This window comes from Pseudomonas sp. RL_5y_Pfl2_73, from assembly GCF_963970515.1.
GTDB lineage: Bacteria > Pseudomonadota > Gammaproteobacteria > Pseudomonadales > Pseudomonadaceae > Aquipseudomonas.
This window is the reverse complement of the sequence record NZ_CAXAPD010000012.1, coordinates 58,692-84,274: the sequence shown is the minus strand read 5'-3', so window position 1 is coordinate 84,274 and position 25,583 is coordinate 58,692. Positions and strand designations below refer to the sequence as shown.

The following is a 25,583-nucleotide window of genomic DNA, read 5'->3' as shown; positions in this document are numbered from 1 at the left end:
GATTCTCAGGCAATCGAAAGGGTCGCATGGACGGGATATTCACGCTTTTAGTTGTACAGCACCTTATACGAAATCAAATAAGTGAGACAAAAAGACGTTATGTCCGACATCGCTAGAAGCATCGACTGACATACCAGCGCTACCTAGCCGGGACCAACTCCTACAAGGGTTTCGCACAATATTGGCGCATGTTAAACGGAACGTAAAAACCACTGGACATGTAGCACCAGCTACATAAATACTGTTTTCAGAAGTTATGAAAGAAATTCAACACCCATCCTGGCAAGGAGCACGGATGCCAACTCTCAGAGACCTGATCACCGATCCCGGCCTGGTTTTGACGCCGTCGGAACGCAAGGTCGTACGTGCCCTGCTCGATCACTATCCACGCAACGGCCTCGGCCCGATGTCACGCCTGGCAGACCATGCCGGCGTCAGCGATCCGACCATCGTGCGGCTGGTGAAAAAACTCGGGTTTGGCGGTTACGCCGAATTCCAGGATGCACTGCTCAGTGACATGGACCATCGCCTGCGCTCCCCTCGCACCCTGTTGAAACCGCGGGCCAAATTGCAGCAAGGCGATACCTGGAGCCAGTACCTGGCCGCCAGTCAACGCAACCTCATCAACACCCAGGCCCTGACCCAACCCGAAGACGTGCGCATTCTCGTGCAGTGGTTGCTCGACAGCCGCCATCAGGTGCATTGCTTTGGCGGGCGCTTCAGCAGCTTCCTGGCCCACTACCTGCTCAACCACTTGCGTCTGTTGCGCGCCGGCTGTTTTACCCTGGAAGACAACGCCCAACTGCCTGACCGGCTGTTCGACGTACAGCGCCAGGACGTGGTACTGATCTTCGATTACCGTCGCTACCAGGCCCAGGCCCTGCGCGTGGCCAGCGCGGCCAAGGAGCGCCACGCCCGCGTCGTCCTGTTCAGCGACGTCTACGCTTCGCCGTTGCGCGAGCTGGCCGACCTGATCATCAGCGCCCCGGTGGAATCGATCTCGGCCTTCGACAGCCTGGTGCCGGCGCTGGCCCAAGTCGAGGCGCTGATTGCCTGTCTGACCCCGCAATGCCCTGAGCTGGCCGAACGCCTGGAAGGTATCGACGCCTTGCGCACGGAATTCAACACGCACCTGTTGGAGGAAAAATAAGGATGTTCTCGCTCCCCCACTGCTCGCCCCGGGATTTGCCGTTCACCTGCCAGCACACCGCCTTGCTGCTGGTGGACATGCAACGCGCCTGGCTGGAACCGCAATTCGATGCCCACCTGCACACCCGCGAGGCCGAGTATTTCATCCAGCGGGCCCGCCAGCAGGTCATCCCCAACCAGCAGCGCTTGCTCAACGCGATGCGCGAAGCGCAGCACAACGTGTTGCACACCCACATCGAAAGCCTCACCGCCGATGGCCGCGACCGATCCCTGGACCACAAGCTGTCGGACATGCACCTGCCCAAAGGCAGCCCCGAGGCGCAGATCATTGCCGAACTGGCGCCGCTGGAAAACGAAATCGTGCTGCCCAAGACCTCCTCAGGGGTCTTCAATTCCACCAACATCGACTACGTGCTGCGCAACCTGCAGACCCGCCACTTGATCGTCGCGGGCATCGTCACCGACCAATGCGTCGACATGGCCGTGCGCGACGCCGCCGATCGCGGCTACCTGGTCACGCTGGTGGAAGATGCCTGCGCCACCTACACCGAACAACGGCACCTGGCGTGCCTGAACGCGATCAAGGGCTATTGCTGGATCAGCGATACCGACACCGTGCTCGCGCGTTTGCAGGAGATGCAGCCGTGAGCCGTCTCGATCCTGCCGCCATCCTCGCCCCGTTGCCCATCACGACCCTGGTGACCACCGACCTGATCGGCGTGACCCGTGGGCGCTCGTTTGCCAGTGATGAATTGCCCCACTACGTCACCGCCGGTTGTGGTTGGGTGCCAGCCAACAGCGCGCTGACGCCCCAGGACATCATCGCATCGGCCAACCCTTGGGGCGCATATGGCGACCTGCGGCTGGTGCCGGACCTGTCCAGCCGAGTGACCGTCAACAATGGCCCTGACGCCCAGGCGCCCGTCCTGGACTTCATCCATTGCGACGTGCGCGAGACCGACGGCCGGCCCTGGAGCGCCTGTCCGCGCACGCTGTTGCAGGACGAAGTGGAGCGTTATCGCGCCGATCTGGGTTTGCAGGTTTTCGCCGCGTTCGAGCATGAATTCAACCTGGTTGCCACGCCGGCGCAGCCTGATCGCCCGGCCTTCAGCCTCCAGGCCCAGCGCCAGCAGGCCGAATTCGCCGGATGGTTGCTCAGCGCCCTGCGGGCCGGCGGTGTCGAGCCGGAAATGTTCCTGCCGGAATATGGCCAGCATCAATACGAAATCACCTGCCGCCCGACCTTGGGCGTAGCCGCCGCCGACCGGGCCGTGAACGTACGGGAAATCACCCGCGAGATCGCCCGGCAATTGGGCCTGGACGTGAGTTTCGCCCCCAAGGCCTCGGAACATGCCGTGTGCAACGGCGTGCATTTGCACCTGAGCCTGCAAGACCTGAGCGCGGACCCGGTGCTGCATGACGCCGCCAGCAGCAACGGTTTGTCCAGCCTAGGCCAGCATTGGGCCGCGGGCGTGCTGCATTATCTGCCGGCGCTGTGCGCGCTGACCGCGCCGACGCCGGTGTCCTACGAGCGCCTGCAACCTCATCACTGGAGCGCGTCCTATGCGTGCCTGGGACAGCGCAACCGCGAAGCGGCGCTGCGCATCTGCCCGACCGTGAGCCTGAGCGGCAAGCCGCTGGCGAACCAGTACAACCTGGAGTTCCGCGCCATGGATGCCACCGCCTCTGCGCACCTGGCGATGGCGGCGCTGTTGATTGCCGGGCGACTGGGCATCCAGCAACGGCTGGCATTGAACGCTGTCACCGATGAAATACCCGATGAGCTGGATGAAGCACAACGGCGCGCCCGTGGCATTATCGCCCTGCCGACAACCCTGGCCCAGGCACTGGATTGCCTGCGCCACAGCGGGGCGTTGCTCGAGACCCTACCCGGCCCGTTGGTCGAAACCTACTTCGCCTTGAAGGCCCAGGAGCTGGCCTTGACCGAGGCGCTGTCACCTGCCGAGCGTTGTGAGCACTATGCACGAATCTATTGAATGTGCTGAATCGGGCCTCTACACCAGGCCACCCTATCAACTGACCCGGGAGGCGTCCGAACACCCGGTGGTGCTGGTCTGCGAACACGCCAGCCGTTTCATTCCCGATGCGCTGAACGGCCTGGGGCTGGATGAAACGGCCTCCCAGGAACACATTGCCTGGGACATCGGCGCACTGGCCTTGGCCGAACGCCTGTCCGAAACCCTCGGCGCAACCTTGCTGTCGGCCAATTACTCACGGTTGTTGATCGACCTCAATCGCCCGTTGCACGTCCCCGACAGCATTCCGGCCCAGAGCGAGATCTACCAGGTTCCGGGTAACCATGCCCTGGACGAAGCCACTCGCGAATATCGCCAGCAGCGTCTGTTTCATCCCTTCCATGATCGGTTGCGGGCGTTGATCGACCAGCGCCTGGCCGCCAACCGGCCGGTGCGCGTGGTGGGCATCCACAGTTTCACCCCGGTGTTCTACGGCCAGCCGCGCGCCCTTGAAGCGGGCGTGCTGTTCGGCGAAGCCAAGGAATACGCCCAGCACATCGTCGACGGGCTGGGCCGGCATTCGCTACGAGCAGCGGGCAACCAGCCCTACAAGATCAATCCCCTGACCGACATGACGGTCCCGGTGCACGGCGATGGCCGCGGCCTGGATTCGGTGTTGATCGAAGTGCGCAACGATCAACTTCGTAGCCCCGAAGCGGTGCGGACCTGGAGCGCCTACCTGGCGCCTCTGTTGTAGCGCGGCAGCGGCAAGTTTCCAGCGACAGACAGCAAGCAAGAGCAACCCACACAGCTGAAAAGGAATACGGCGCATGAGCATTGAGGCATTTGGCTACAAACAGGAATTGAAACGCGGCCTGTCGCTGACAGACCTGGTGGTATACGGGATGATTTTCATGATCCCCATCGCCCCGTTCGGCGTGTATGGCTATGTCAACGCCGAAGCACCGGGGATGGTGCCGCTGGCGTACATCATCGGCATGGTGGCGATGCTGTTTACTGCCTTGAGCTACGGCAGCATGGCCCGGGCCTTTCCGGTGGCAGGTTCGGTCTATTCCTACGCGCAACGGGGCCTTAACCCACACGTCGGGTTCATCGCCGGCTGGCTGATGCTGCTGGACTACCTGCTGATCCCGCCGCTGCTCTATGTCTACGCCGCCATGGCGCTGAACCATTTGTACCCGGACATTCCCAAGGTCGGTTTCATCCTGGCCTTCCTGGTGAGCGCGACATTCGTCAACCTGCGGGGCATCACCTTCACCGCGCGGATGAACATCATCTTCCTGCTGGCACAACTGATGGTACTGGGGATTTTCCTGTTTTACGCCTGGAACGCCCTGCACAGTGGGGCCGGTAACGGCCAACTGACCCTCGCGCCACTGTACAGCCCGGAACACTTCAACTTCGCCTTGCTGATGCAAGCTGTGTCCATCGCGGTTTTGTCGTTCCTGGGCTTCGACGCCATTTCCACCCTGGCCGAAGAGATCAAGGGCGACCCGGGCCGCAGCGTCGGCAAGGCAGCCCTGGTGACTCTGCTGGTGATGGGGGCGATCTTCGTGGTGCAGACCTGGATCGCCACGGACCTGGCCGCTGGCATGGGTTTCAAGTCCGCCGACACCGCATTCTATGAAATCGCCGAGCTGGCAGCCGGCAGTTGGCTGGCCACCTTGACCGCGGTTGCCACGGCCCTGGCCTGGGGCGTGGCCGTGGCGATCACTTCGCAGGCGGCGGTGTCGCGCCTGTTGTTCGGCATGGCCCGGGACGGCCAGTTGCCCAAGGTGCTGGCCAAGGTCCACCCGAAACACAACACCCCGTACCTGAGCATCTACCTGGTGGCGGTGCTGTCGCTGTTGATCTGCTACCTGTTCATCGACGCCGTGGACACCCTCACCTCGCTGGTCAACTTCGGCGCCCTGAGCGGCTTCATGCTGCTGCACATCACCGTCATCAACCACTACTGGCGCCGCCAGCAGTCCGGTCAACTGATTCGCCACTTGATCTGCCCGCTGATCGGCTTCGTGATCGTCACGGCCATCATGTACAACATGGGCGTGGCTGCGCAGAAGCTCGGCCTGATCTGGATCGCCGCGGGCGTGGTCTATCTGTGTGTGCTCAACAAATTCGGCAACCCTAGCGCCGTGCCCGACCCGGCCGGTCAGTGAGGACCGGCGGCCAAAGGATTCAGCCAACCGTGGTGACAGCGCGTGGACATCGACAGTGATCGTCAAGCCCGGTGCCTGTCACCGGGCTCTCTGGAACAGGAGTGCAATCCATGCTGGCCTTACGTCCAGTTCAGCTAACCGATCTGCCGCAACTGCAACAACTGGCGCGTGACAGCCTGGTGGGTGTCACGTCGCTGCCGGACGATACCGCGCGCCTGGAGGAAAAGATCCTCGACTCGTGCACCTCGTTCGAGGCCGATGTGCAGGGCCCTGGCGCGGAGAATTATTTTTTTGTCCTGGAGGACCTGGAATCCGGGCGCCTGGTCGGTTGTTCGGAAGTTCTCTCCAGCACCGGTTGCAACGAACCGTTCTACAGCCTGCGCAACCGGCCGTTTTCCAGCGAATCCCGGGAGCTGAACATCCAGCACGGCGTGCCTGCGCTCTCGCTGTGCCAGGACCTCAACGGGCAGACGCTGCTGCGTGGCTTCCACATCGACGCCGAGCGGGTGCGCACGCCGGAGTCGGAGCTACTGTCCCGGGCCCGGCTGATGTTCATCGCCGCCCATCCCCAGCGCTTTGCCAAATCGGTCATTACCGAAATCGTCGGGTTTAGCAGCGAGGACGGTCAATCGCCCTTCTGGGACGCCATCGGCCAGCATTTCTTCGACCTGCCCTACGCCGAAGCCGAACGGTTGTGCGGCTTGCAGAGCCGGACCTTTCTTGCCGAGCTGATGCCGCAATACCCCATCTACGTCCCCATGCTGCCGCCAGCGGCCCAGGCCTGTATCGGCCGGGTGCATCCCGACGGGCAGGAAGCCTTCGACATCCTGGCGCGCGAGGGTTTCGAGACCAACAGCTATGTCGACATCTTCGACGGTGGGCCGACCTTGCATGCCCGTATCGCCAACATCCGCACCATTACGCAAAGTCGGAGCGCCACGGCCCGGCAAAGCCGGCAGATCGATGCGAGAGGCCGTTACCTTGTGAGCAACGACTGCCTTGGAAACTACCGGGCCATCGTCGCCGAGCTGGACGTCAACGCCGAGGGTCCCGTGACCCTGTCGCCCGGCATGCTGGCCGCCCTGGACGTCATGGATGGTGAGCGGATCCGGGTAGTTGCCCTATGAACCTCACTCGATCCCTTAGCCCCCATCGGCGCCTGGATCGATGCGATGAAGGAGCTGCATCATGATTGTCCGTCCGGTCGCCATTAGCGATCTGCCAGCACTGCTGGACCTGGCCCGTTGCGCAGGCCCCGGCCTCACCAGCCTGCCGGCCAACGAAGAACGCCTGGCCCACCGCATTCGCTGGGCCCAACGGACCTTTGCCGGGCAAGTCGAACGTGCCGACGCCGATTACCTGTTCGTGCTCGAAGATGATGATCGGCAGGTGGTGGGCATCAGTGCCCTGACCGGCGCGGTCGGGCTGCGCGAGCCCTGGTACAACTATCGGGTCGGGCTGACGGTCAGCTCGGCACCGGAGCTGGGGATCCAGCGGCAGATCCCGACCCTGTTCCTCAACAACGAGATGTCCGGGCAATCGGAAATTTGCTCGTTGTTCCTGCACCCCAAGCACCGGTCCGGCCACAACGGACGCCTGCTGTCCCTGGCGCGCCTGCTGTTCGTGGCCGAATTCCCCCACCTGTTCGGCGAAAAACTGATCGCCGAACTGCGGGGCCATGCCGACGAACGAGGCTGTTCGCCGTTCTGGGACAGCCTGGGACGGCATTTTTTCAAGAAGGATTTCAGCTACGCCGATCAGCTGTCCAGCATGGGTAACAAGTCGTTCATCGCCGAACTGATGCCACGCCAGCCGCTGTACACCTGCCTGCTCACCGAGCAGGCCCAAGCGGTGATCGGCAAGGCTCACCCGAACACCGAGCCGGCTCTGAAGATTCTCAGTGCTGAAGGTTTCAGCCATAAGGGCTACATCGACATCTTTGACGGCGGCCCGGTGATCGAGGCGCCGGTGTCGAAGATCCGCACCGTACGCGACAGCCAGACGCTGACCCTGGTCATTGGCACCCCCGACGAACAGGCACCGGTCTGGCTGATTCACAATCAGCGTCTGGAAAACTGCCGCGTCACCAGCGCTCGCGCGCACCAGCATGGCCACAAGCTGCTCGTCGATCGCCTCACTGCCAAACGCCTGCAAGTGCAACCGGGTGATACGGTGCGCGCCGTGACATTGCCCAGGCAGGGGCAACAAGCAGTGGCGGCGTAGCCTCGGTATCGCCCGTTCTTGGATATATCCAATACACAAGCATGTCGTTGATCAGCAATACCTCTCCACAATTACATAATTGCCACCCACCTACTCGAGACCCATACTTTCGCACACCGACCCACTGTAACGACACTGTTCATGATCAAGCATCTGATTGCTACACGATTACCGCTCGAACACATAGCGGAGAAAATCAAGACATTAGACATGACCGCGCAAATCAAACAATTGATCGCCGATCTGGATGTTCAACACACCGTTACCACGGCACAGTCTCGACGCGCCGCCATCATGAACATGACCAACCCGCACACCGGCACCATCACGCTGCATTGCACGAGCGTTGGTAATATCAGTATCAAGGCACCTGCATCTAATACTGCGTCTTCGCAACTGTACTCGGTGCCCGGCCAAAGCATTCTATTCGCACTTGATCAGCCTTTCGAAATCCAGCTATACACCCTCAACGCGCATCAACTTGAAAAAACCGACACCTCGATCATCGACAACTGCAATCCGCTGATCATTGATGGCAATCGAACCTTATTCGACTATTCTCAAAGGGGCGAAAAACAACCTGCATTGATTGGCAGAATTAACTTCCCCGATCGCAGTGCGGACATCAGCGTATTTGATCCTGTCTCATTGCGCAAAACAGCCTGGTTGCCTCACGACAACAGTGCCGCCCGGTACCTGGTGAGCCTCGAATTACTCGAAACGATCCAGGACCCGAACGGTGTCAGAGTTGCCGGGGAGCTGATCTACCACTATCACCCTGCCGTGGCGTGGAAAGCCTTCCAGATGCTTTATCGGGCTGACCCGCAAAACGCGCTGAATTACGCTCCACTGCTGAAAAAACTCGGGAGTGCGCGCCTGGACAACTTGCTCCATTCATTGGAGCAGGCGGCATGAACCTGGAAACGTTTGTCGAGCGACTGAACACTTATGACCTGCAACGAGACAACACCAGGATCATTGCAGACTTGCGCCAACTGGCCAAAAACCGTTGTCTATTGAGCGATCATCTTTATACCACCCTCCAGCGAGACGGTTTCAGTACACGCAACAGCCTCTATAACGCCTATGGTTTTGTGCTGCACAAGAATGATTCATTCACCCTTCGCCTGGGGTTCTGGTCACCGGTAAAAACCCATGATGAAAGTGAAACATTCATCTATGACCTGAACCACAGCCACGACTTTGATATTTATGCAGTCGGCTACAGTGGCGATGGCTACACCACCCTTGTACGCGAACTACTTGAAGATCTACCGCTGCAAAAAGATAAAAAACTCCGACTGGGCAAGGAGCGTAGGCTTAAACTTGCCCCAGGAGAAGTCTTGTACATGCCAGCCTTGCGGGAAATCCATAAACAAATAGCCCCTAACTCAATGTCTGCCTCACTCAGCCTGCTTGTCCATCCCGAACGCTTGGACAAGATCGACGAAGCATGGTGCTTTGATAAAGATTACATACCCCTTTACCCCGGCGTAGCTGCGCAAGAGATCACGCTGTTTACAGAGACACTGTCACTGCTCCATGCCGGTAGTCATTCGCTGTCCAGTAACTGAAGAAAGGAGGAACCTTGAACAACCTGATGAAAGACTGGGATGAAACCCCATTGCTGCGGGCAGGCACCCATGTGGTCGATACCGCAATGCAACTGACGAACGAAATCCACTGCACGCTCCCCGGATTCCCGACGCGCTTCAACGTCGGAAACATCCATGAGATCAAGCAATTCTGGAGCCTACCGACCGAAGACTGAATAGTTTGAAATGGGCTTTTTGGCCCGGCTGCAGACCTTCCGGGTTTGCAGCCTTTTTTCGATGCCGTGACCGCATCGCCCACACACATTCGTCATCATCTTTGCGCCTGCCACGTGATAGCCTTTGGTTCTTTCGGCGTTGACACTTTTGCTCAAGCCTTTCCATTCCATTGGTGGAACTCATATGTCCAGGCTTTCCCATCAAGATTTGCGTCGTAGCTTTCGCCAACTGCTGGCTTCCAATACCTGCTACCACACCGCCTCGGTGTTCGACCCGATGTCGGCGCGCATCGCCGCCGACCTGGGCTTTGAAGTAGGCATCCTGGGAGGCTCGGTGGCGTCGTTGCAAGTATTGGGCGCGCCGGACTTCGCCCTGATCACCCTCAGCGAATTTGCCGAACAGGCCACCCGCATCGGTCGTGTGGCCCAACTGCCGGTCATTGCCGACGCCGACCACGGCTACGGCAATGCCCTGAACGTGATGCGCACCATCGTCGAACTGGAACGGGCCGGCATCGCGGCGCTGACCATCGAGGACACCTTGCTGCCGGCCCAGTTCGGGCGTAAATCCACCGACCTGATCGGCGTAGCCGAAGGCGTCGGCAAGATTCGTGCGGCACTGGAGGCGCGAGTCGATCCGGAAATGGCGATCATCGCCCGGACCAACGCGGGGATCTTGCCGGTCCAGGAAATCATCAGCCGTACCCACCAATATGAGCGTGCCGGGGCAGACGGTATTTGCATGGTGGGGGTGCAAGACTTCGATCATCTGGAGAAGATCAGCGAAAACCTGACGGTGCCGCTGATGCTTGTCACTTATGGCAACCCACTGCTGCGCGACGACAAGCGCCTGGCCGAGTTGGGCGTACGCGTGACCATCGACGGCCACGGCGCCTATTTCGCCGCGATCAAGGCGACCTACGACAGCCTTCGCGAACAACGGCAGCTCTTCACCCAGGCTTCGGACCTGAGCGCCACCGAACTGACACACACCTACACCCAGCCCGAGGACTACATCCGTTGGGCCGAGGAGTACATGAGCGTCAAGGAGTAAGCGGACTCGCCCCCACAGGATTAGCCTGTGGGGGCAAAGCTTGCTTGTATGTTTAGACTTGAAGGGGTGGGCCAGATCCTAGCCCTTGCTACGCAGCATTTCTTTTGGCACGTACTTGCCGATCTCGAACTTGCCAATGGCGGCGCGGTGGACTTCATCCGGGCCGTCGGCCAGGCGCAGGGTGCGTTGCATGGCGTACATGTAGGCCAGTGGGAAATCGTTGGAAACCCCGGCGCCACCGTGGATCTGGATCGCCCGGTCGATGACCTTCAAGGCCACGTTCGGTGCGACGACCTTGATCTGGGCGATTTCGCTCTTCGCCACTTTATTGCCGACCGTGTCCATCATGTACGCCGCCTTCAATGTCAGCAGGCGCGCCATGTCGATTTCCATCCGCGAGTCGGCAATCTTGTCGATATTACCGCCCAGGCGCGCCAACGGCTGGCCGAAGGCCGTGCGGCTGACGGCACGCTTGCACATCAACTCCAATGCGCGCTCGGCCATGCCGATGGAACGCATGCAGTGATGAATCCGGCCCGGGCCGAGGCGACCCTGGGCAATTTCAAAGCCGCGTCCATCACCCAACAGGACGTTTTCATACGGCACCCGCACGTTCTCGAACAGCACTTCGGCATGCCCGTGAGGCGCATCGTCGTAACCGAACACCGGCAGCGGCCGGACGATCTTGACCCCCGGGGTGTCCACCGGCACCAGGATCATCGAGTGCTGGGCATGGCGTGGCGCATCAGGGTTGCTCAGGCCCATGAAGATCAGGATTTTGCAGCGCGGGTCGCAGGCCCCTGAGGTCCACCACTTCTTGCCATTGATGACCCACTGGTCGCCGTCGCGCTCGGCACGGGCGGCCATGTTGGTGGCGTCCGAGGAGGCAACGTCCGGCTCGGTCATGGCAAAAGCCGAGCGAATCTCGCCGCGCAGCAGTGGCTCGAGCCAACGTTGCTTTTGTTCTTCATTGGCGTAGCGCACCAGCACTTCCATGTTGCCGGTGTCCGGCGCCGAGCAATTGAACGGCTCCGGCCCCAGCAACGAGCGCCCCATGATCTCTGCCAGCGGCGCGTATTCCAGATTGGTCAGGCCGGCTCCCCGTTCGGATTCAGGCAGAAACAAGTTCCACAGGCCTTCTGCCTTGGCCTTGGCCTTGAGCTCTTCCATGATGGCCGTGGGTTGCCAGCGGTCGCCTTCGGCCACTTGCCGCTCGAACACTGCTTCGGCCGGGTAGACGTAGGCATCCATGAACGCTGTGACGCGTTCACGCAGTTCCTGAACCTTGGGGGAATAGGCAAAATCCATGAGCAGCACCTTCTTGGCAGAGGTTGTTTTAGGTCATGAAATCGATGCTAGTTCAGCTACGAAAATTTACCTAACCTATTCTCGGCGTGTATTAACATTCATCACCGATATATGTTTCACTGATTCTCATCGCCACCCGGCACCTCACAACAAGCCCAAGAATAAGAGTGCAGCGCCATGAATCTGAGCAAGGTCGACCTCAACCTTTTCATTGTCTTCGATGCGATCTACACCGAAGCCAACCTGACCCGCGCCGGGCAAATCGTCGGCATCACCCAACCGGCCGTGTCCAATGCCCTGGCGCGTCTGCGGGAGACCTTCAACGACCCGCTCTTCGTGCGCACCGCCCAAGGAATGGTGCCGACACCCATGGCCCAGAACATCATCGGTCCGGTGCGCAACGCCTTGTCGCTGCTGCGGGTGTCGGTGCAGGAAAGCCGGATCTTCAACCCGTTGCAGGCCGTCAAGACCTACCGCATCAGCATGACCGACCTCACCGAAGGCGTGATTCTGCCGCTGCTGTTCCAGCGTCTGCGTCGCCTGGCACCCACCGTGGCGATCGAGAGTTTTCTCTCCAAGCGCCGTGAAACCACCAAGGAACTGGCCGCCGGCCGCCTCGACTTCGCCGTGGATGCACCGCTCAATACCGACCCGCAGGTGCGCCACGTCAAGTTGATGGAAGATCGCTACGTGTGCGCCATGCGCAAGGGCCATCCGTTGGCGGGCAAGGAAAAGATCAGCCTCGATGATTACCTGGCCCAGACCCACGTGCATATTTCCAGCCGCCGCAACGGGCTGGGTTATGTCGACCTGGCCCTCGGCAAGATGGGTATCCAGCGCAAGATCGCCCTGCGTTCCCAGCATTACCTGATGGCCTCCCAGGTCCTGCAACAAACGGACATGGTCATGACCGTCCCCGAGCGCTTTGCCCGTCGTCACGATCTGCACGCCTTCCTGTTACCGGTCAACGATGTGCCACCGGTGGAAACCCATCTCTACTGGCACGAAAGCACCGACCAGGACCCGGCCAACCGCTGGATGCGCGAGCAAATGATCGAGCTGTGCCAGCAGGTGACCGCCCATGAGAAGAAGCTTGATAAGGCGGTGTAAGGCGATAGACCGCATCATCGTTCTTCGCGAGCAAGCCCGCTCCGACATTGGACCTGCAGTGCACGCAACATTTTGTGTAGGACGCAGAACCTGTGGGAGCGGGCTTGTTCGCGAAGGGCCCCGCACGGACAACACACCTGTGACTGCTTGACGCGAACGTCAACCTGCCTTTAGCTTAGCGTCAGCCCCTTTCGTTTCGAGCGCTTCCATGAGCAGCCAGACCTACAGCATCTCCGACCTCGCCCGCGAACTGGACATCACCACCCGGGCCATCCGCTTCTATGAAGAACAAGGCCTGTTGAGCCCGGAGCGACGGGGCCAGGAGCGCATTTACTCGCCGCGGGACAAGGTCAGCCTGAAGCTGATCCTACGCGGCAAGCGCATTGGTTTTTCCCTGGCCGAGTGCCGCGAGCTGATCGAACTCTACGACCCCTCCAGCGGCAATCAGAAGCAGTTGCACAGCATGCTGGCGAAGATCACCGAGCGCCGCGAACAGCTCGAACAGCAATTGCTGGACATCGAACAGATGAAGCTGGAACTCGACACCGCCGAAGAACGCTGCATCCAGGCGCTGGAGCAGACGATCAAGGGCGAAGAAATCGTCCAGTAACACAACATGCCCCTTGTGGGAGCGAGCCTGCTCGCGATAGCGATGTAACTGACAACATCAATGGCGACTGACATACCGCTATCGCGAGCAGGCTCGCTCCCACAGGGGGCAGCATCGTTCTCGATACTTTGGCAACTCACTACAGGTCAACCCCCATGTCCCTCCCCTCCTTTGTACGCCTGATCGAAGTCGGCCCCCGTGACGGGCTGCAGAATGAAGCACAGCCCATCAGCGTCGCCGACAAGGTGCGCCTGGTGGATGCCTTGAGCGCCGCCGGCCTGGGCTACATCGAAGTCGGCAGTTTCGTCTCGCCCAAGTGGGTGCCGCAAATGGCCGGTTCCGCCGAGGTGTTCGCGCAGATCCAGCGCAAGCCCGGTGTGACCTACGGCGCCCTGGCGCCGAACCTGCGGGGTTTTGAAGATGCGCTGGCGGCGGGTGTAAAAGAGGTGGCGGTGTTCGCCGCCGCGTCCGAAGCGTTCTCCCAGCGCAATATCAACTGCTCCATCAAGGACAGCCTGGAGCGCTTCGCGCCGATCATGGAAGCCGCCAGGCAGCACGGTGTCAGTGTGCGCGGTTACGTGTCCTGCGTGCTGGGCTGCCCGTATGAAGGGGCGGTCAAGCCTGAGCAGGTGGCGTGGGTCGCTCGGGAGTTGCATGCCATGGGCTGCTACGAGGTCTCCCTGGGCGATACCATCGGCACGGGCACCGCCGGTGCCACCCGCCGGATGTTCGAGGTGGTGGGCACCGAGGTGCCTCGGGACAAGCTCGCCGGACACTTCCACGATACCTACGGCCAGGCCATGGCCAACGTATACGCCAGCCTGCTGGAAGGCATCGCGGTGTTCGACAGCTCTATCGCCGGCCTGGGCGGCTGTCCTTATGCCAAGGGCGCCAGCGGTAACGTAGCCACCGAAGACGTGCTGTACCTGCTCGATGGGTTGGGTATCGAAACCGGTGTCGACCTGGACGCCCTGATCGCCGCGGGTCGGCAGATCTGCGACGTACTCGGCCGCCCTAGCGGTTCGCGTGTCGCCAAGGCCCGCAGCGCACAATGAGGTGTTACCGCAGGCTTTGTAACAGCAGCGAAACGAGTAACACGGAAACAAATTGTCAGGTTTGGTGCGCCGGGTTTTTCAGCAAAAAAATACAACACATTGATTTATATAGAGTTTTAAAAGTTGGCACGCCACCTGCTATATCTCTTGCATAACAAGAATAAAAAAACGCAGCAAACCCAATAAAAACAAGACGAAACGACTCTGACATAACAAAAACAACACGGCAGAGACGCAGCTAACAGATTTTTTTGGAGAGGATGTGCTTTTCAGGGTGCTTTCAGGAGCAACCCGCAACCGGGCAGAGAACAATAAAACTACCTTCAGGTAGCTCCCGAATCGGTTGGATCGCAAGGCGAAAAAAGTAGATCAGCGCTCAAAAAAATACGTTTGCTCTTGATCCCGGATGGGGATCGCCAAAAACAGCGGTAAAGGGCAACGGCTGCCAAAAACAACAACAGGCCGCCCCTCAATAATAAAAAAAGAGCACGTGACGACAAAATTAAAGGGGAGCTTCGGCTCCCCTTTGTGCTGTCTGGCGTTTGGATGTCAGGGCGGTACCCTAAGTGGCCGTTACCGCAGCAACGGATATCCCCCCCTACGGTGTGGCCCTGTCGGGCTATTGCCCTTGCAGCTTGAGCTCGAAAACGGCGGCATAGCCAACATTTATGTCGCCTGGCACACCGCCTTCGCGAGCAAGCCCGCTCCCACAGGGGATCTTGCTCAGCCTTCTACATCGCGCAGTTCTTCGATGCTGATTTCGCGCATGCGGAATTTCTGGATCTTGCCGGTGACCGTCATGGGAAATTCTTCGACGAATTTGAAATGACGCGGTGTCTTGAAGTGGGCAATGCGCTCCTTGCACCAGGCCTGCAGCTCTTGCTCGGAGGCACTGTGGCCGGGATGGAACTTGATCCAGGCAACAATTTCCTCACCATAGCGCAAGCACGGGATGCCGATCACCTGCACGTCCGCCACTGCCGGGTGGGTGAAGAAAAATTCCTCCAGCTCACGCGGGTAAATATTCTCCCCGCCACGGATGATCATGTCCTTGTTGCGCCCAACGATGCGCACGTAGCCCTGCTCGTCCATGGTTGCCAGATCGCCGGTGTGCATCCAGCCATCCGGGTCGATGGCATCGGTGGTGCCCTTGGGGTTGTTCCAGTAGCCGAGCATCACGCTGTAACCGCGGGTACACAACTCGCCGACAGCAGCACGTGGGAGGATGTTGCCGGCCTCATCGATAATTTTGCTTTCCAGTTGCGGCTGGGTACGCCCGACGGTGGTCACGCGCAGTTCCAGTTCGTCAGTGGGACCGGTCTGCAATGACACCGGGCTGGTTTCCGTCATGCCGTAGGCAATCTGCACTTCGGCCATGTGCATTTCATTGATGACCCGTCGCATCACTTCGATGGGGCATGTGGCCCCGGCCATGATGCCAGTGCGCAGGCTAGACACGTCGAACTCGCCCCGCTGCGGCTGGTCCAGCAGGGCGATGAACATGGTGGGCACGCCATACAGTGCCGTGGCTTTTTCCTCGGCCACGGCCTTTAGCGTCAGCAACGGGTCGAAGGCATCGTTGGGGTAGATCATGGTGCTGCCATGGGTCATGCAACCCAGGTTACCCATGACCATGCCAAAGCAATGGTAGAGCGGCACCGGGATCACCAGCCGGTCGCCCGCCGTCAGGCCCAGGCTTTCACCAACCATGTAACCGTTATTGAGAATGTTGTGATGACTGAGGGTGGCGCCCTTGGGGAAACCGGTGGTGCCGGAGGTGTACTGGATATTCACCGGTTGATCGCAGTGCAGGCTGGATTGGCGTTCGGCCAGTTGTGCAGGCGTCACCGCCGCCCCCAGGGCGGCCAGTTGCGACCAGGGCAGGAAACCTGCTGGCGGTTGGGATTCGAGGCTGATCACACCGCGCAAATCCGGCAAGCGCTCGCTCTGCAAGTGGCCGATCGATTGCTCCGCCAGCGCGGGTGCCAGCGCTTGCAACATGGCGTGATAATCCGAGGTCTTGAACGCCCCGGCACACACCAGCCATTGGCATCCGGATTGTTTAAGCACGTATTCGAGTTCAGAAACGCGATAGGCCGGATTGATGTTGACCAGAATCACGCCGATCTTGGCGCTGGCGAACTGGATGATGCACCACTGGGCGCAATTGGGTGCCCACACGCCGAGGCGATCACCGGTTTTCAAGCCCAGTGCCAGCAAGGCTCGGGCGTGCAGATCGACGGCTTCGGCCAGCTGTTGCCAGGTATAACGCAGCGATTGATGGCGAACCACCAGCGCCTCGCCCTCCGGATCGCGGGCCACGGTCTGGTCGAAAACCTCGCCAATGGTTTGGGCCAGCAAAGCCTTGGCCTGGGAGCCACGGGTGTAGCTGAGCTGCGAATGCGAATGTGAACCGGGCAGATCCATGACGCCCCCTCTTGTCTTTATTAGTGGGTGTAGCGGTGAATCTCATGCACAGATACCTTAGGTAAAGCGATTCAAGCGCACTTACTCTGGCTCAACTTGACGTTAACGTAAAGGGCGATTGACAGCCTCTCGTCGCAGGCTTACGTTAACGTAAAGGTTAGAGCGATTCCCCCACTCTCCGCACCCGATAAAAAAGCCAAAGGTGACCCATGAGCTACCCATCCCTGAACTTTGCCCTCGGCGAAACCATCGACATGTTGCGCGACCAAGTGCAGGCCTTCGTCAAGGCCGAACTCGCGCCGCGAGCAGCGCAGATCGATATCGATAACCTGTTTCCCGCCGACATGTGGCGCAAGTTCGGTGACATGGGCCTGCTGGGCATCACCGTACCGGAAGAATACGGCGGCGCTGGCCTGGGCTACCTGGCCCACGTGGTGGCGATGGAAGAAATCAGCCGCGGTTCGGCCTCGGTCGCCCTCTCCTACGGTGCCCACTCCAACCTCTGCGTGAACCAGATCAACCGCAACGGCAATCACGAACAGAAAACCAAGTACCTGCCCAAACTGATCAGCGGCGAACACATCGGTGCCCTGGCGATGAGCGAGCCAAACGCCGGCTCCGACGTGGTCTCGATGAAACTGCGCGCCGACAAGCGTGGCGACAAGTACGTGCTCAATGGCAGCAAGACCTGGATCACCAACGGCCCCGATGCCAATACCTACGTGATCTACGCCAAGACCGACCTGGAAAAAGGCCCCCATGGCATCACTGCCTTCATCGTCGAGCGCGACTGGAAAGGCTTCAGCCGCAGCAACAAATTCGACAAGCTCGGCATGCGCGGCTCCAACACCTGCGAGCTGTTTTTCGATGACGTCGAAGTGCCGGAAGAAAATATCCTCGGCGCACTCAACGGTGGCGTGAGAGTGCTGATGAGCGGCCTCGACTACGAGCGCGTCGTGCTCTCCGGCGGCCCGACCGGGATCATGCAGGCCTGCATGGACCTGATCGTGCCCTACATCCACGACCGCAAGCAGTTCGGCCAGAGCATTGGAGAGTTCCAACTGATCCAGGGCAAGGTCGCCGACATGTACACCCAGCTCAACGCCAGCCGCGCCTACCTGTATGCCGTGGCCCAGGCCTGCGAGCGCGGCGAAACCACCCGCAAGGACGCCGCCGGGGTGATCCTCTACAGCGCCGAACGCGCCACACAAATGGCCCTCGACGCCATCCAGATCCTCGGCGGCAATGGCTACATCAATGAATTCCCGGCCGGCCGTCTGCTGCGTGACGCCAAGCTGTACGAAATCGGTGCTGGCACCAGTGAGATTCGTCGGATGTTGATCGGCCGCGAACTGTTCAACGAAACCCGCTAACGGAGCTGACCATGGCCACGCTGCACACTCAGCTCAACCCGCGCTCGCCGGAATTCATCGCCAACCGCGATGCGATGCTCGGACACGTCGAAGCCCTGCGCACCCTGCTCGCGCAAATTCGCCAAGGCGGCGGTCCCAAGGCTCAGGAACGGCACACGTCGCGGGGCAAGTTGCTGCCCCGTGAACGCATCAACCGGCTGCTGGACCTGGGTTCGCCGTTTTTGGAGATCAGCCCATTGGCAGCCCACGAAGTCTATGGCGAAGACGTGCCGGCGGCCGGCGTGATTGCCGGCATCGGCCGCGTGGAAGGCGTCGAATGCATGATTGTCGCCAACGACGCGACAGTCAAAGGTGGCTCCTACTACCCGCTGACGGTGAAAAAACACCTGCGCGCCCAGACCATCGCCCAGCAGAATCGCCTGCCCTGCATTTACCTGGTGGACTCCGGCGGCGCCAACCTGCCGCGCCAGGACGAAGTGTTCCCGGACCGCGAGCACTTCGGGCGGATCTTCTTCAACCAGGCCAACATGAGTGCCCAGGGCATCCCGCAGATCGCCGTGGTCATGGGGTCCTGCACCGCCGGTGGCGCCTATGTGCCGGCCATGGCGGACGAAGCGATCATGGTCCGTCAACAGGCGACGATTTTCCTCGCCGGCCCGCCACTGGTGAAAGCCGCCACCGGTGAGGTGGTCAGTGCCGAAGACCTGGGCGGCGCCGATGTGCACTGCAAGATATCTGGCGTGGCAGACCATTACGCCGACAGCGACGAACATGCCCTGGCCCTGGCCCGGCGCAGCGTGGCCAACCTCAACTGGCGCAAACAGGGCCAGTTGCAGCATCGCCTGCCGATTGCCCCGCTTTACTCGGGCGACGAGCTGTACGGCGTGGTTTCGGCCGACGCCAAGCAGCCGTTCGATGTCCGGGAGGTGATCGCGCGCCTGGTGGACGGTTCGGTGTTCGACGAGTTCAAGGCGCTGTTCGGAACGACGCTGGTGTGCGGCTTCGCTCATTTGCACGGCTACCCGATCGCGATCCTGGCCAACAATGGCATTCTCTTCGCAGAGGCCGCACAGAAAGGTGCGCACTTCATCGAATTGGCTTGTCAGCGCGGGATCCCGTTGCTGTTCTTGCAGAACATCACCGGTTTCATGGTCGGGCAGAAGTACGAAGCTGGCGGCATCGCCAAGCACGGGGCCAAACTGGTGACGGCCGTGGCCTGTGCCAAAGTGCCGAAATTCACCGTGATCATTGGCGGCAGTTTCGGTGCGGGCAACTACGGCATGTGCGGTCGTGCCTACGACCCGCGGTTCCTGTGGATGTGGCCGAATGCGCGAATTGGCGTGATGGGCGCCGAACAGGCGGCCGGCGTGCTGGTGCAAGTCAAGCGTGAACAAGCTGAACGCAGCGGCCACCCCTTCAGCGCCGAACAGGAAGCCGAGATCAAGCAACCGATCCTCGATCAATACGAAGAACAGGGTCACCCCTATTATTCCAGCGCCAGGCTGTGGGACGACGGCGTCATCGACCCGGCCCAGACACGCAATGTGCTGGGCCTGGCCTTGTCCGCGTCACTGAATGCGCCTATCGAACCGAGCCGCTTCGGCGTGTTCCGGATGTAAACGGGGAATGTCCATGGATAACTTCAACACCCTCGAACTGCACACTGACCCACGGGGCGTTGCCACCTTGTGGCTCAGCCGCGAGTCGAAAAACAACGCGTTCAACGCCGAAATGATCCGCGAACTGATCCTGGCCCTGGACCACGTCAGCAGCGATCCAAACTTGCGCTTCCTGCTGATCCGCGGTCGCGGCAAGCATTTCAGCGCCGGTGCCGACCTGGCCTGGATGCAGCAATCGGCCGAGCTCGACTACCACACCAACCTCGATGACGCCCGGGAACTGGCGGAGCTGATGTACAACCTCGCCAAGCTGAAGATGCCTACGCTGGCTGTCGTCCAGGGTGCGGCATTCGGTGGCGCACTGGGACTTATCAGCGCTTGTGACATGGCCATTGGCGCCGATGAAGCACAGTTCTGCCTGTCGGAAGTGCGCATTGGCCTGGCGCCAGCGGTGATCAGCCCGTTCGTGGTGCAAGCCATCGGCGAGCGTGCCGCGCGTCGTTATGCCCTGACGGCGGAACGCTTCGACGGGCAACGTGCGAAAGAAATCGGTTTGCTGTCGGAAAGTTACCCGGCCGAGGCCCTGGACCAGCAGATCGAACAATGGATCGACAACCTGTTGCTCAACAGCCCGGCGGCGATGCGCGCCAGCAAAGAACTGCTGCGTGAAGTCGGCAGCGGCGCCCTTACTCCGGCGCTGCGGCGCTACACCGAAAACGCCATCGCCCGAATCCGCGTCAGCCCGGAGGGCCAGGAAGGTCTGCGGGCCTTCCTGCAAAAACGTGCGCCAAATTGGCAAGCCGAATCAAATAACAAGGAGCCGCGTCGATGAGCGCCCCTGCCCTCACCACGTTGCTGGTGGCCAACCGTGGCGAAATCGCCTGTCGCGTGATGCGCACCGCCAAGGCCATGGGCCTGACCACCGTTGCCGTCCACAGCGCCACCGACCGCGATGCCCGCCACAGCCGTGAAGCCGACATCCGCGTCGACTTGGGCGGCAGCAAGGCCGCCGACAGCTACCTGCAAATCGACAAACTGATCGACGCAGCGAAAGCCAGCGGCGCCCAAGCCATCCACCCTGGCTATGGTTTTCTTTCCGAGAACGCCGGGTTCGCCCGGGCGATTGAAAACGCCGGGCTGATCTTCCTCGGTCCACCGGCCTCGGCCATCGACGCCATGGGCTGCAAATCGGCGGCCAAGGCTTTAATGGAAACCGCCGGAGTGCCCCTGGTGCCTGGTTATCACGGCGAAGCCCAAGACCTGGAGACCTTTCGCGACGCCGCCCAGCGCATCGGCTACCCGGTATTGCTCAAGGCCACGGCCGGCGGTGGCGGCAAGGGCATGAAAGTCGTCGAGGACGTCAACCAACTGGCCGAAGCCTTGGCCTCGGCCCAGCGTGAAGCGCAGTCTTCGTTTGGCGACTCACGGATGCTGGTGGAAAAGTACCTGCTCAAGCCACGCCACGTGGAAATCCAGGTATTTGCCGACCGACATGGCAACTGCCTGTACCTCAACGAACGCGATTGCTCAATCCAGCGCCGCCACCAGAAAGTGGTGGAAGAAGCCCCCGCCCCCAGCCTGACCCCGCCACTGCGCCAGGCCATGGGTGAAGCCGCCGTGCGCGCAGCGTTGGCGATTGGTTACGTCGGGGCGGGCACGGTGGAGTTCCTGCTGGATGCGCGGGGCGAGTTCTTCTTCATGGAAATGAACACCCGGTTGCAGGTTGAGCATCCGGTCACCGAAGCGATCACCGGACTGGACCTGGTCGCCTGGCAGATCCGCGTCGCCCAAGGCGAACCCTTGCCGATCACTCAAGCGCAAGTGCCGCTGCTCGGTCACGCCATCGAAGTGCGGCTGTATGCCGAAGACCCGGTTAACGATTTCCTGCCGGCCACCGGCCGCCTGGCGTTGTATCGCGAATCTGCCGAGGGCCCGGGCCGGCGGGTCGACAGCGGGGTTGAAGAAGGCGATGAAATCTCGCCATTCTACGACCCGATGCTCGGCAAGCTGATTGCCTGGGGTGAAGACCGTGAACAGGCGCGCTTGCGGCTGTTGAGCATGCTCGACGAATTTGCCATTGGCGGACTGAAAACCAACATCGGGTTCCTGCGCCGAATCGTGGCCCACCCCGCCTTTGCGGCGGCAGAACTGGACACCGGATTTATCCCACGTTACCAGGCGCAATTGCTACCAGAGCCTGGCGAGTTGGATGATGCATTCTGGTTCGCAGCCGCCCAGGGCTTCGCCTTGAGCCTGACACCGCGCGTACGCTGCGATGATGCCGACTCGCCTTGGGCCAGCACCACCGGGCTGCGTCTTGGACTGCCAAGGGAAACCACCTTGCACCTGAGCTGCGAAGGCCAGGATCGCGCACTGACGCTGGACGTTACGACCCATTGCGCGGAGCTCAGGGGCGAGCAACTGGTGATCGAGCGCCACGGCTTGCGCCGCAGTCATCGGGCCATTCGCCAGGGCGACAGCCTGTATTTGCAATGGGCGGGTGACCTGCACCGAATCGACCTGTACGACCCGCTGGCCGCCGCCGAGGCCAGCCACAGCCATCAAGGCGGCCTGGTCGCGCCCATGAACGGCAGTATCGTCCGGGTATTGGTGAGTGTCGGCCAATCTGTGGAGGCCGGGGCTCAACTGGTGGTCCTGGAGGCCATGAAAATGGAGCACAGCATTCGTGCGTCCACGGCCGGTGTGATCAAGGCGCTGTATTGCCAGGAAGGCGAAATGGTCAGCGAAGGCAGCGCCCTGGTGGCGTTCGAAGAATAGGAATCGGCCCGCTCCCAGGGCCGATCCAGTCAGAACCTGATGGCGGCCTGCACCACCACACCGATGAGACGATATTGCTCGGTGTACAGGTTTTTCGGGTAAGTCGGATTGAGCGGAACCAGGTAACGCTGCCCGCTCTCTTCGATCAATTTGCGAAAGGTCGCATCACTGCTGCCGGGCAAGCAGGCGACCACCAGTTTGCCAGGCACCGCCTCGATGGCCGGATCCACCAGGATCGACATGCCCTCGGGGATGCTCAACCCACTGGGTGCGGTCATCGCGTCGCCCACTACCACCAGCCAGAACGCGGCCCCCTGGGCGTGGTAGTCGGTCAGCTCGTAACGCGCCTGACCGTAGGCAGCAGAATCACCTTCGCGAACCTCGCCAACCTCGTGCCATTCACTGACCGGGTAGCGGAAGTACGGGTTGTACTTCTGCGCCAGGGTCATGCCTTCGTCCGTGGAGGTGTCCGGCTCGCGAATTACCATCGCCACTTCCAGAAACTCCAGCCCCAGCTCCTTCAGGACCCGGTTCATGTCTTCGACACTGGGTTGCCGGCGCCTGGTCAGCCAATGGCCGACGCCGCCCTGGGACATTCCCAACCGTTCTGCGAGCACCACTTGCGTGATGTGCAGCTCCTTCATCTTGGCCTTGACCAACTCTATCCATTTATCCATGTGCGGCACGATACGTGGATGACTCCGACCATTCAAAACACAAATTGTAGTATTTAAATTATCGTCACAATTACAATAAGTACTATTCTGAATTCAGGAGTTCAGCCCACACACGGAGATTCTCATCACCATGGATACACCCAATAAAGATCAGCCCAGCAACCCTTTCGACAGCACATTTCCCTCCTTGCAGGATTGCCCGGCGGCCAAACGCGCCCTCGACTACTACTTGAAACCAGGTGTTTCGCAGGCACAGGCAGAACATCGCTTCTTCGACGTCAACCGCAGCGTCAGCGCAGAAGAAGCCCTTGTTCACGCATGCGACCTGCTGCGCTGTGCCGCGGCGACCGCCCACGAGTCTGCCAACCAGTTGAATGGTCCGAGCCGCGACCTGGCATTTTCGGTGGTTCACATGATTGATCTGGTCAAGGTGATGCTTGACCGATCCCTGGATGGCTACCCGACTCGCTAGGGTAACGCGTGGGAATGTCGCCGCGAACACGGACGACACGAATAAATTTTCCGATCGATGCGATAAAACCATTTGACTTGCAAATGATAATGATTATTATTGCACCAACTGGTCGCGAGATCAGTCGATAGACCAGAAGACCTTAGGTCGGACTTCTGGAATATCTCCTCATCAGGCTAATCACGGTTTTTGACCCGGCTTTTTTGCCGGGTCTTTTTTTTGCCGATTTTCGGCTTATGGCTTCAGGCTAATGAAGTCTTTTGGGTGCTGCCAATTCAATGGCGGCAATGATATCAAATGAATATCTGTTTACAAGGGCCGCCCCGCCACACGGGCGAAAACTATCGAAAACCTGCACTTGAGAATCAATTGCAGACTTTCTAAGCTGGCTCGGCATCCAGGGAGGACGCCCCCCTCTGTTTACGTGACGTAAATCGTCTCGACTCGCTTTTCTTACGTGTAAAGTAATGGCCATGAAACTCCTCTCCAGGAATCGTGACCGTGGCTAAATCTTCCTTTGATATCAGTGCCAATTTCGACAGCGGCAACATCGAGGTCGTCGACATCAGCAACCCGCTGCAGTCGTTGCTCAAAATCAGGCCCGACACCCGCAGCGCCCATTTCCAGTGGTTCCATTTCAAGGCCAGCGGCCTGCACGTTGGCCAGGAGTATTCCTTCCGCCTGCTCAACGCCAGTCAATCGTCTTACAACAAGGCCTGGACGGGCTACCAGACCGTTGCCTCCTACGATCACGTCAACTGGTTCCGCATTCCGACCCAATTTGAAGGCGACGCCCTGCGCTTTTATCTGGAGACCGAACAACCCAACGCCTGGTTCGCCTACTTCGAACCCTACAGCCGTGGCCGGCATGATTGGCTGATCGAGCAAGCGCAGCACAAGGCCGGCACCGAACTATTGGCCGTTGGTAAAAGCGTGGAAGGTCGTGACATTCAACTGCTGCGCAAGGGCAGCGGTGCCGAAGGCCGGCGCAAAGTCTGGATCATCGCCCAGCAGCATCCTGGCGAGCACATGGCGGAGTGGTTCATGGAGGGTGTGATCGAACGCCTCCAGCAGGATGATGATGTGCAACTGAACCGGTTGCTCGCCAAGGCCGATCTGTACCTGGTACCAAACATGAACCCGGACGGCGCATTCCACGGGCATCTGCGGACCAACGCCATGGGCCAAGACCTCAACCGTGCCTGGCAGAACGCCAGCCCGGAAATCAGCCCCGAGGTCTTTTTCGTGCAGCAGCAAATGGAAAAGTACGGTGTCGACCTGTTCCTCGACGCTCACGGCGATGAGGAAATCCCCCACGTCTTCACCGCCGGTTGCGAAGGCAACCCGGGCTACACGCCACGCATCGCCGAACTCGAAGAGCGCTTTTGCAGCCATCTCAAGCACCAGACCAAAGACTTCCAGACCGTTCATGGCTACACCCGCGACGAAGCGGGCCAGGCCAACATGACTCTGGCCTGTAACGCTGTCGGGCAGAAATTTGACTGCCTGTCCCTGACCCTGGAAATGCCGTTCAAGGACCACAATGATCACCCGAACCCGATCACAGGCTGGTCTGGCAAACGCTCGATGCAACTGGGCAAGGATGTGTTGAGCACCATCGAGGCCATGGTTGACGAATTACGTTAATCCAGCGACCTGAACCGATCCACCGTGGCGAGGGAGCTTGCTCCGCCCGGTGATGTAGGAGCTGGCGAAGCCTGCGATCTTTTGATCTTTTGATTTTTTGTCAATTGAATGATCGCAGCCTCGTTTCGCTCGGCAGCTCCTACAGACGCCACTC

23 protein-coding genes are annotated in these 25,583 nt (G+C 60.2%); 20 read left to right on the top strand and 3 right to left on the bottom strand.

What is annotated here, in order from left to right; all coding sequences use genetic code 11:
* Nucleotides 1–295 precede the first annotated feature (295 nt).
* The 11 genes from AACY42_RS13925 to AACY42_RS13875 all read left to right on the top strand — a co-directional run bounded on the left by AACY42_RS13925 (nt 296) and on the right by AACY42_RS13875 (nt 10,353).
* On the top strand, nt 296–1,150 hold the full coding sequence (locus AACY42_RS13925; protein ID WP_339480052.1) for a MurR/RpiR family transcriptional regulator: 855 nt from the start codon (nt 296–298) through the stop codon (nt 1,148–1,150).
* A 2-nt stretch (nt 1,151–1,152) separates the two neighbouring features.
* Nucleotides 1,153–1,797 (top strand): isochorismatase family cysteine hydrolase, encoded by a 645-nt coding sequence (locus AACY42_RS13920; RefSeq protein WP_339480050.1) that lies wholly within the window; start codon nt 1,153–1,155, stop codon nt 1,795–1,797.
* Nucleotides 1,794–3,146, top strand: a complete 1,353-nt coding sequence (locus AACY42_RS13915; protein WP_339480048.1) for a glutamine synthetase family protein — start codon at nt 1,794–1,796, stop codon at nt 3,144–3,146. The genes AACY42_RS13920 and AACY42_RS13915 overlap by 4 nt, the downstream gene beginning before the upstream one ends.
* Complete coding sequence (locus AACY42_RS13910; RefSeq protein ID WP_339480047.1) at nt 3,130–3,882, top strand: N-formylglutamate amidohydrolase; 753 nt, start codon at nt 3,130–3,132, stop codon at nt 3,880–3,882. Before AACY42_RS13915 ends, AACY42_RS13910 begins: the two co-directional genes overlap by 17 nt.
* A 73-nt stretch (nt 3,883–3,955) precedes the next feature.
* Nucleotides 3,956–5,305, top strand: coding sequence for an APC family permease (locus AACY42_RS13905; RefSeq protein WP_339480045.1), 1,350 nt, complete (start codon nt 3,956–3,958; stop codon nt 5,303–5,305).
* A gap of 110 nt (nt 5,306–5,415) precedes the next feature.
* Entirely contained in the window at nt 5,416–6,432 is a 1,017-nt protein-coding gene (locus AACY42_RS13900) for an arginine N-succinyltransferase (RefSeq protein WP_339480043.1), read from the top strand.
* A gap of 61 nt (nt 6,433–6,493) precedes the next feature.
* Nucleotides 6,494–7,528, top strand: a complete 1,035-nt coding sequence (gene astA / locus AACY42_RS13895) for an arginine N-succinyltransferase (RefSeq protein WP_339480041.1) — start codon at nt 6,494–6,496, stop codon at nt 7,526–7,528.
* A gap of 141 nt (nt 7,529–7,669) precedes the next feature.
* Entirely contained in the window at nt 7,670–8,443 is a 774-nt protein-coding gene (locus AACY42_RS13890; protein WP_339480039.1) for a hypothetical protein, read from the top strand.
* Nucleotides 8,440–9,102, top strand: coding sequence for a transposase (locus AACY42_RS13885; protein ID WP_339480037.1), 663 nt, complete (start codon nt 8,440–8,442; stop codon nt 9,100–9,102). Before AACY42_RS13890 ends, AACY42_RS13885 begins: the two co-directional genes overlap by 4 nt.
* 14 nt (nt 9,103–9,116) lie before the next feature.
* Nucleotides 9,117–9,299, top strand: a complete 183-nt coding sequence (locus tag AACY42_RS13880; RefSeq protein WP_339480035.1) for a hypothetical protein — start codon at nt 9,117–9,119, stop codon at nt 9,297–9,299.
* Nucleotides 9,300–9,483: 184 nt separating this feature from the next.
* Nucleotides 9,484–10,353 (top strand): isocitrate lyase/PEP mutase family protein, encoded by an 870-nt coding sequence (locus AACY42_RS13875; protein ID WP_339480033.1) that lies wholly within the window; start codon nt 9,484–9,486, stop codon nt 10,351–10,353.
* Between the two features lie 78 nt (nt 10,354–10,431).
* On the opposite strand, the gene AACY42_RS13870 is transcribed toward AACY42_RS13875, so the two are convergent.
* Nucleotides 10,432–11,661: an acyl-CoA dehydrogenase gene (locus AACY42_RS13870; RefSeq protein WP_339480031.1), complete on the bottom strand. Its 1,230-nt coding sequence runs from the start codon at nt 11,659–11,661 to the stop codon at nt 10,432–10,434.
* A 177-nt stretch (nt 11,662–11,838) separates the two neighbouring features.
* On the opposite strand from AACY42_RS13870, the gene AACY42_RS13865 reads away from it, so the two are divergent.
* From AACY42_RS13865 to AACY42_RS13855, 3 genes are all read left to right on the top strand, one after another.
* A complete protein-coding gene (locus AACY42_RS13865; protein ID WP_339480030.1) occupies nt 11,839–12,771 on the top strand; it encodes a LysR family transcriptional regulator in 933 nt (310 codons plus the stop codon).
* 208 nt (nt 12,772–12,979) lie between these two features.
* Nucleotides 12,980–13,381: a MerR family transcriptional regulator gene (locus tag AACY42_RS13860; protein ID WP_003200000.1), complete on the top strand. Its 402-nt coding sequence runs from the start codon at nt 12,980–12,982 to the stop codon at nt 13,379–13,381.
* 155 nt (nt 13,382–13,536) lie between these two features.
* Entirely contained in the window at nt 13,537–14,436 is a 900-nt protein-coding gene (locus tag AACY42_RS13855) for a hydroxymethylglutaryl-CoA lyase (protein ID WP_339480026.1), read from the top strand.
* 723 nt (nt 14,437–15,159) lie between these two features.
* On the opposite strand, the gene AACY42_RS13850 is transcribed toward AACY42_RS13855, so the two are convergent.
* Nucleotides 15,160–16,863 (bottom strand): AMP-binding protein, encoded by a 1,704-nt coding sequence (locus tag AACY42_RS13850; RefSeq protein WP_339480024.1) that lies wholly within the window; start codon nt 16,861–16,863, stop codon nt 15,160–15,162.
* Nucleotides 16,864–17,072: 209 nt separating this feature from the next.
* Here AACY42_RS13850 and AACY42_RS13845 point away from each other — a divergent pair, with 209 nt between their 5' ends.
* The 4 genes from AACY42_RS13845 to AACY42_RS13830 are packed head-to-tail and all read left to right on the top strand — an operon-like array spanning nt 17,073 to nt 22,633.
* On the top strand, nt 17,073–18,236 hold the full coding sequence (locus AACY42_RS13845) for an isovaleryl-CoA dehydrogenase (protein ID WP_339480021.1): 1,164 nt from the start codon (nt 17,073–17,075) through the stop codon (nt 18,234–18,236).
* 11 nt (nt 18,237–18,247) lie between these two features.
* On the top strand, nt 18,248–19,855 hold the full coding sequence (locus AACY42_RS13840) for a carboxyl transferase domain-containing protein (protein ID WP_339480020.1): 1,608 nt from the start codon (nt 18,248–18,250) through the stop codon (nt 19,853–19,855).
* A gap of 13 nt (nt 19,856–19,868) precedes the next feature.
* On the top strand, nt 19,869–20,687 hold the full coding sequence (locus AACY42_RS13835) for a gamma-carboxygeranoyl-CoA hydratase (RefSeq protein WP_339480018.1): 819 nt from the start codon (nt 19,869–19,871) through the stop codon (nt 20,685–20,687).
* The gene (locus AACY42_RS13830) at nt 20,684–22,633 is read left to right on the top strand and encodes an acetyl/propionyl/methylcrotonyl-CoA carboxylase subunit alpha (RefSeq protein ID WP_339480017.1); all 1,950 of its coding nucleotides are present in this window, start codon (nt 20,684–20,686) and stop codon (nt 22,631–22,633) included. Before AACY42_RS13835 ends, AACY42_RS13830 begins: the two co-directional genes overlap by 4 nt.
* Before the next feature lie 29 nt (nt 22,634–22,662).
* Here the strand turns inward: AACY42_RS13830 and AACY42_RS13825 are convergent, their stop codons facing one another.
* Nucleotides 22,663–23,310: a LexA family protein gene (locus tag AACY42_RS13825; RefSeq protein WP_339480016.1), complete on the bottom strand. Its 648-nt coding sequence runs from the start codon at nt 23,308–23,310 to the stop codon at nt 22,663–22,665.
* 130 nt (nt 23,311–23,440) lie between these two features.
* On the opposite strand from AACY42_RS13825, the gene AACY42_RS13820 reads away from it, so the two are divergent.
* Both AACY42_RS13820 and AACY42_RS13815 read left to right on the top strand, forming a co-directional pair.
* Nucleotides 23,441–23,782 (top strand): DUF6124 family protein, encoded by a 342-nt coding sequence (locus tag AACY42_RS13820; protein ID WP_339480015.1) that lies wholly within the window; start codon nt 23,441–23,443, stop codon nt 23,780–23,782.
* A 495-nt stretch (nt 23,783–24,277) separates the two neighbouring features.
* A complete protein-coding gene (locus AACY42_RS13815; RefSeq protein ID WP_339480014.1) occupies nt 24,278–25,429 on the top strand; it encodes a M14 family metallopeptidase in 1,152 nt (383 codons plus the stop codon).
* Nucleotides 25,430–25,583: the final 154 nt, after the last annotated feature.

Bases quoted from the DNA above. Each gene is read 5' to 3' on its own strand.
- AACY42_RS13925 (WP_339480052.1), top strand. From the start codon at position 296: ATGCCAACTCTCAGAGACCTGATCACCGATCCCGGCCTGGTTTTGACG.
- AACY42_RS13920 (WP_339480050.1), top strand. From the start codon at position 1,153: ATGTTCTCGCTCCCCCACTGCTCGCCCCGGGATTTGCCGTTCACCTGC.
- AACY42_RS13910 (WP_339480047.1), top strand. From the start codon at position 3,130: ATGCACGAATCTATTGAATGTGCTGAATCGGGCCTCTACACCAGGCCA.
- AACY42_RS13905 (WP_339480045.1), top strand. From the start codon at position 3,956: ATGAGCATTGAGGCATTTGGCTACAAACAGGAATTGAAACGCGGCCTG.
- AACY42_RS13900 (WP_339480043.1), top strand. From the start codon at position 5,416: ATGCTGGCCTTACGTCCAGTTCAGCTAACCGATCTGCCGCAACTGCAA.
- astA (WP_339480041.1), top strand. From the start codon at position 6,494: ATGATTGTCCGTCCGGTCGCCATTAGCGATCTGCCAGCACTGCTGGAC.
- AACY42_RS13890 (WP_339480039.1), top strand. From the start codon at position 7,670: ATGATCAAGCATCTGATTGCTACACGATTACCGCTCGAACACATAGCG.
- AACY42_RS13885 (WP_339480037.1), top strand. From the start codon at position 8,440: ATGAACCTGGAAACGTTTGTCGAGCGACTGAACACTTATGACCTGCAA.
- AACY42_RS13875 (WP_339480033.1), top strand. From the start codon at position 9,484: ATGTCCAGGCTTTCCCATCAAGATTTGCGTCGTAGCTTTCGCCAACTG.
- AACY42_RS13870 (WP_339480031.1), bottom strand. From the start codon at position 11,661: ATGGATTTTGCCTATTCCCCCAAGGTTCAGGAACTGCGTGAACGCGTC.
- AACY42_RS13865 (WP_339480030.1), top strand. From the start codon at position 11,839: ATGAATCTGAGCAAGGTCGACCTCAACCTTTTCATTGTCTTCGATGCG.
- AACY42_RS13860 (WP_003200000.1), top strand. From the start codon at position 12,980: ATGAGCAGCCAGACCTACAGCATCTCCGACCTCGCCCGCGAACTGGAC.
- AACY42_RS13855 (WP_339480026.1), top strand. From the start codon at position 13,537: ATGTCCCTCCCCTCCTTTGTACGCCTGATCGAAGTCGGCCCCCGTGAC.
- AACY42_RS13850 (WP_339480024.1), bottom strand. From the start codon at position 16,863: ATGGATCTGCCCGGTTCACATTCGCATTCGCAGCTCAGCTACACCCGT.
- AACY42_RS13845 (WP_339480021.1), top strand. From the start codon at position 17,073: ATGAGCTACCCATCCCTGAACTTTGCCCTCGGCGAAACCATCGACATG.
- AACY42_RS13840 (WP_339480020.1), top strand. From the start codon at position 18,248: ATGGCCACGCTGCACACTCAGCTCAACCCGCGCTCGCCGGAATTCATC.
- AACY42_RS13835 (WP_339480018.1), top strand. From the start codon at position 19,869: ATGGATAACTTCAACACCCTCGAACTGCACACTGACCCACGGGGCGTT.
- AACY42_RS13830 (WP_339480017.1), top strand. From the start codon at position 20,684: ATGAGCGCCCCTGCCCTCACCACGTTGCTGGTGGCCAACCGTGGCGAA.
- AACY42_RS13825 (WP_339480016.1), bottom strand. From the start codon at position 23,310: ATGGATAAATGGATAGAGTTGGTCAAGGCCAAGATGAAGGAGCTGCAC.
- AACY42_RS13820 (WP_339480015.1), top strand. From the start codon at position 23,441: ATGGATACACCCAATAAAGATCAGCCCAGCAACCCTTTCGACAGCACA.